This is a genomic window from Agrobacterium sp. 10T429 (genome assembly GCF_056393925.1).
Genome location: NZ_JBFTGV010000072.1, coordinates 1 through 407 on the forward strand (window position 1 = coordinate 1; position 407 = coordinate 407).

A 407-nucleotide genomic window follows, 5' to 3' on the forward strand; every position below is an offset into this window, starting at 1 on the left:
TTGCCGACCTGGTGGTTATCGCGGGGCGGCTGCACCCGTTCCCATTCCGAACACGGCCGTGAAACGCCCCAGCGCCAATGGTACTCCGTCTCAAGACGCGGGAGAGTAGGTCGCTGCCAGGTCTGCAAAACGCAACAAATATCTTCTCACTCACAAAAAGGGCTTCAAGCCCTAATCAAAAGGCCGCTGAAGCGGCCTTTATGCTATAATAATCCAGCGCACAATGTGCCGAAACAAATCGGTCACCCAATTACGGTGCGTAAGCGGCAAGCTGACGCCGTTCAGGCCTTGTAGCTCCACGGCATAAGAGTATGGATTTCGCTGCTAGGCCAGCCATTTGCGAGGCGCTCGAGCGTCTGCGTCAGCCAAGCCTGGGGATCGACAGAATTCATCTTTGCAGTCTGCAG

General features: G+C 55.8%; 1 protein-coding gene and 1 rRNA gene. One reads left to right on the forward strand and one right to left on the reverse strand.

Features of this window, described 5'->3' with window-relative positions:
• Nucleotides 1-7 precede the first annotated feature (7 nt).
• A 5S ribosomal RNA gene (gene rrf / locus AC1DCP_RS26575) occupies nt 8-122 on the forward strand.
• Nucleotides 123-281: 159 nt separating this feature from the next.
• Here rrf and AC1DCP_RS26580 read toward each other — a convergent pair.
• On the reverse strand, nt 282-407 hold a 126-nt coding region (locus tag AC1DCP_RS26580; protein WP_476774823.1), incomplete at its 5' end, for a transposase domain-containing protein.